General features: G+C 56.8%; 2 rRNA genes. Both read right to left on the reverse strand.

The annotated features are described in order from the left end of the window. Positions 1 to 93 precede the first annotated feature (93 nt). Positions 94 to 3,216, reverse strand: a 23S ribosomal RNA gene (locus tag J7E94_RS28150). Between the two features lie 284 nt (positions 3,217 to 3,500). Beyond that, positions 3,501 to 5,025: ribosomal RNA gene (locus tag J7E94_RS28155) — 16S ribosomal RNA — on the reverse strand. Together the 16S and 23S rRNA genes form the textbook arrangement of a ribosomal RNA operon. Between the last annotated feature and the right edge of the window lie 103 nt (positions 5,026 to 5,128).

The following is a 5,128-nucleotide window of genomic DNA, read 5'->3' on the forward strand; positions in this document are numbered from 1 at the left end:
CGCTATGACCACCGAAACACTATGAAATTAGAACGCTGGCTATCGACACAGCTGTTCGTTATTTCAGAACTAACACAGTGGACGCGAGCAACTGAGGACAAGCCCTCGGCCTATTAGTACCAGTCAGCTTCACCCGTTACCGGGCTTCCACATCTGGCCTATCAACCCAGTCGTCTACTGGGAGCCTTACCCTCTCAAGGAGGTGGGAATACTCATCTTGAAGCAGGCTTCCCGCTTAGATGCTTTCAGCGGTTATCCCTCCCGAACGTAGCCAACCAGCCATGCCCTTGGCAGGACAACTGGCACACCAGAGGTTCGTCCGTCCCGGTCCTCTCGTACTAGGGACAGCCCTTCTCAATATTCCTACGCGCACAGCGGATAGGGACCGAACTGTCTCACGACGTTCTAAACCCAGCTCGCGTACCGCTTTAATGGGCGAACAGCCCAACCCTTGGGACCGACTCCAGCCCCAGGATGCGACGAGCCGACATCGAGGTGCCAAACCATCCCGTCGATATGGACTCTTGGGGAAGATCAGCCTGTTATCCCCGGGGTACCTTTTATCCGTTGAGCGACGGCGCTTCCACAAGCCACCGCCGGATCACTAGTCCCGACTTTCGTCCCTGCTCGACCCGTCGGTCTCACAGTCAAGCTCCCTTGTGCACTTACACTCAACACCTGATTGCCAACCAGGCTGAGGGAACCTTTGGGCGCCTCCGTTACTCTTTAGGAGGCAACCGCCCCAGTTAAACTACCCATCAGACACTGTCCCTGATCCGGATCACGGACCGAGGTTAGACATCCAGCACGACCAGAGTGGTATTTCAACGGCGACTCCACCCCAACTGGCGTTGGGGCTTCAAAGTCTCCCACCTATCCTACACAAGCCGAACCGAACACCAATATCAAACTATAGTAAAGGTCCCGGGGTCTTTCCGTCCTGCTGCGCGAAACGAGCATCTTTACTCGTAGTGCAATTTCACCGGGCCTATGGTTGAGACAGTCGAGAAGTCGTTACGCCATTCGTGCAGGTCGGAACTTACCCGACAAGGAATTTCGCTACCTTAGGATGGTTATAGTTACCACCGCCGTTTACTGGCGCTTAAGTTCTCAGCTTCGCACGCCCGAAAGCGCACTAACCGGTCCCCTTAACGTTCCAGCACCGGGCAGGCGTCAGTCCGTATACATCGCCTTACGGCTTCGCACGGACCTGTGTTTTTAGTAAACAGTCGCTTCTCGCTGGTCTCTGCGGCCACCCCCAGCTCACGGAGTAAATCCGATCACCAGTGATGGCCCCCCTTCTCCCGAAGTTACGGGGGCATTTTGCCGAGTTCCTTAACCATAGTTCACCCGAACGCCTCGGTATTCTCTACCTGACCACCTGAGTCGGTTTAGGGTACGGGCCGCCATGAAACTCGCTAGAGGCTTTTCTCGACAGCATAGGATCATCCACTTCACCACAATCGGCTCGGCATCAGGTCTCAGCCTTAATGAGGGACGGATTTGCCTACCCCTCGGCCTACACCCTTACCCCGGGACAACCACCGCCCGGGCTGGACTACCTTCCTGCGTCACCCCATCGCTTACCTACTACAAGTCTGGTTCGCCGGCTCCACCACTTTCCTTTCCCCGAAGGGTCCGGAACGGCTTCACGGACTTAGCATCGCCTGATTCGATATTGGGCGTTTCAAAGCGGGTACCGGAATATCAACCGGTTGTCCATCGACTACGCCTGTCGGCCTCGCCTTAGGTCCCGACTTACCCTGGGCAGATCAGCTTGACCCAGGAACCCTTAGTCAATCGGCGCACACGTTTCTCACGTGTGTATCGCTACTCATGCCTGCATTCTCACTCGTGAACCGTCCACAACTAGCTTCCGCTGCTGCTTCACCCGGCACACGACGCTCCCCTACCCATCACAGCGGGCGTTGGCCCTATTGCTGCAATGACACGACTTCGGCGGTACGCTTGAGCCCCGCTACATTGTCGGCGCGGAATCACTTGACCAGTGAGCTATTACGCACTCTTTCAAGGGTGGCTGCTTCTAAGCCAACCTCCTGGTTGTCTCTGCGACTCCACATCCTTTCCCACTTAGCGTACGCTTGGGGGCCTTAGTCGATGCTCTGGGCTGTTTCCCTCTCGACCATGGAGCTTATCCCCCACAGTCTCACTGCCGTGCTCTCACTTACCGGCATTCGGAGTTTGGCTAAGGTCAGTAACCCGGTAGGGCCCATCGCCTATCCAGTGCTCTACCTCCGGCAAGAAACACACGACGCTGCACCTAAATGCATTTCGGGGAGAACCAGCTATCACGGAGTTTGATTGGCCTTTCACCCCTAACCACAGGTCATCCCCCAGGTTTTCAACCCTGGTGGGTTCGGTCCTCCACGAAGTCTTACCTCCGCTTCAACCTGCCCATGGCTAGATCACTCCGCTTCGGGTCTAGAGCGTGCAACTCAATCGCCCTATTCGGACTCGCTTTCGCTACGGCTTCCCCACACGGGTTAACCTCGCTACACACCGCTAACTCGCAGGCTCATTCTTCAAAAGGCACGCAGTCACGACCGTTGTTCCGAAGAACAACGGCGACGCTCCCACGGCTTGTAGGCACACGGTTTCAGGTACTATTTCACTCCGCTCCCGCGGTACTTTTCACCATTCCCTCACGGTACTATCCGCTATCGGTCACCAGGGAATATTTAGGCTTAGCGGGTGGTCCCGCCAGATTCACACGGGATTTCTCGGGCCCCGTGCTACTTGGGAGATTCTTAAGCAAGCCGCTGATGTTTCGTCTACGGGGGTCTTACCCTCTACGCCGGACCTTTCGCATGTCCTTCGACTACATCAACGGTTTCTGACTCGCCGACCGGCCGGCAGACCGATCAAAAGAATTCCCACAACCCCGCATGCGCAACCCCTGCCGGGTATCACACGCATACGGTTTGGCCTCATCCGGTTTCGCTCGCCACTACTCCCGGAATCACGGTTGTTTTCTCTTCCTGAGGGTACTGAGATGTTTCACTTCCCCTCGTTCCCTCCACACTGCCTATGTGTTCAGCAGTGGGTGACAGCCCATGACGACTGCCGGGTTTCCCCATTCGGACACCCCCGGATCAAAGCTCAGTTGGCAGCTCCCCGGGGCCTATCGCGGCCTCTCACGTCCTTCATCGGTTCCTGGTGCCAAGGCATCCACCGTGCGCCCTTAAAAACTTGGCCTACAGATGCTCGCGTCCACTGTGTAGTTCTCAAACAACGACCAGCCACCCATCACCCCACCAGACAAGCTGACGAGTTCACTGGGGCCGGCACTGAAGACAAGACCATACGGCCGTACCTTCAGGACCCAACAACGTGCCAGGCACGATCCTCCATCAGTGACTCACTTTCCACGCCGAAGCAGTACTCGTGATCCATCCGGAAAACCGTGCCAAATAATCAACGTTCCACCCATGAGCTGACCGTGCAGAACATTTGTCTGCAATCGGTACTGTGCTCCTTAGAAAGGAGGTGATCCAGCCGCACCTTCCGGTACGGCTACCTTGTTACGACTTCGTCCCAATCGCCAGTCCCACCTTCGACAGCTCCCTCCCTTACGGGTTGGGCCACCGGCTTCGGGTGTTACCGACTTTCGTGACGTGACGGGCGGTGTGTACAAGGCCCGGGAACGTATTCACCGCAGCAATGCTGATCTGCGATTACTAGCAACTCCGACTTCATGGGGTCGAGTTGCAGACCCCAATCCGAACTGAGACCGGCTTTTTGAGATTCGCTCCACCTCACGGTATCGCAGCTCATTGTACCGGCCATTGTAGCACGTGTGCAGCCCAAGACATAAGGGGCATGATGACTTGACGTCGTCCCCACCTTCCTCCGAGTTGACCCCGGCGGTCTCCTGTGAGTCCCCATCACCCCGAAGGGCATGCTGGCAACACAGGACAAGGGTTGCGCTCGTTGCGGGACTTAACCCAACATCTCACGACACGAGCTGACGACAGCCATGCACCACCTGTATACCGACCACAAGGGGGGCACTATCTCTAATGCTTTCCGGTATATGTCAAGCCTTGGTAAGGTTCTTCGCGTTGCGTCGAATTAAGCCACATGCTCCGCTGCTTGTGCGGGCCCCCGTCAATTCCTTTGAGTTTTAGCCTTGCGGCCGTACTCCCCAGGCGGGGAACTTAATGCGTTAGCTGCGGCACCGACGACGTGGAATGTCGCCAACACCTAGTTCCCAACGTTTACGGCGTGGACTACCAGGGTATCTAATCCTGTTCGCTCCCCACGCTTTCGCTCCTCAGCGTCAGTAATGGCCCAGAGATCCGCCTTCGCCACCGGTGTTCCTCCTGATATCTGCGCATTTCACCGCTACACCAGGAATTCCGATCTCCCCTACCACACTCTAGCTAGCCCGTATCGAATGCAGACCCGAGGTTAAGCCTCGGGCTTTCACATCCGACGTGACAAGCCGCCTACGAGCTCTTTACGCCCAATAATTCCGGACAACGCTTGCGCCCTACGTATTACCGCGGCTGCTGGCACGTAGTTAGCCGGCGCTTCTTCTGCAGGTACCGTCACTTTCGCTTCTTCCCTGCTGAAAGAGGTTTACAACCCGAAGGCCGTCATCCCTCACGCGGCGTCGCTGCATCAGGCTTTCGCCCATTGTGCAATATTCCCCACTGCTGCCTCCCGTAGGAGTCTGGGCCGTGTCTCAGTCCCAGTGTGGCCGGTCGCCCTCTCAGGCCGGCTACCCGTCGTCGCCTTGGTGGGCCATTACCCCACCAACAAGCTGATAGGCCGCGGGCTCATCCTTCACCGCCGGAGCTTTCAACCCCCGCCCATGCAGGCAGGAGTGGTATCCGGTATTAGACCCCGTTTCCAGGGCTTGTCCCAGAGTGAAGGGCAGATTGCCCACGTGTTACTCACCCGTTCGCCACTAATCCACCCCGAAGGGCTTCATCGTTCGACTTGCATGTGTTAAGCACGCCGCCAGCGTTCGTCCTGAGCCAGGATCAAACTCTCCATGAATGTTTACCCGTAATCGGGTGCACACATCACTTAGAGCGGGCACGTCCTGTCGGAATAAGACCGACGCGCCACAACGTCCTCGCTGTGTAAGTTGCCTGCAAGC

The sequence above is a fragment of the Streptomyces sp. ISL-94 genome (genome assembly GCF_018614075.1).
Classification (GTDB): Bacteria; Actinomycetota; Actinomycetes; order Streptomycetales; family Streptomycetaceae; genus Streptomyces.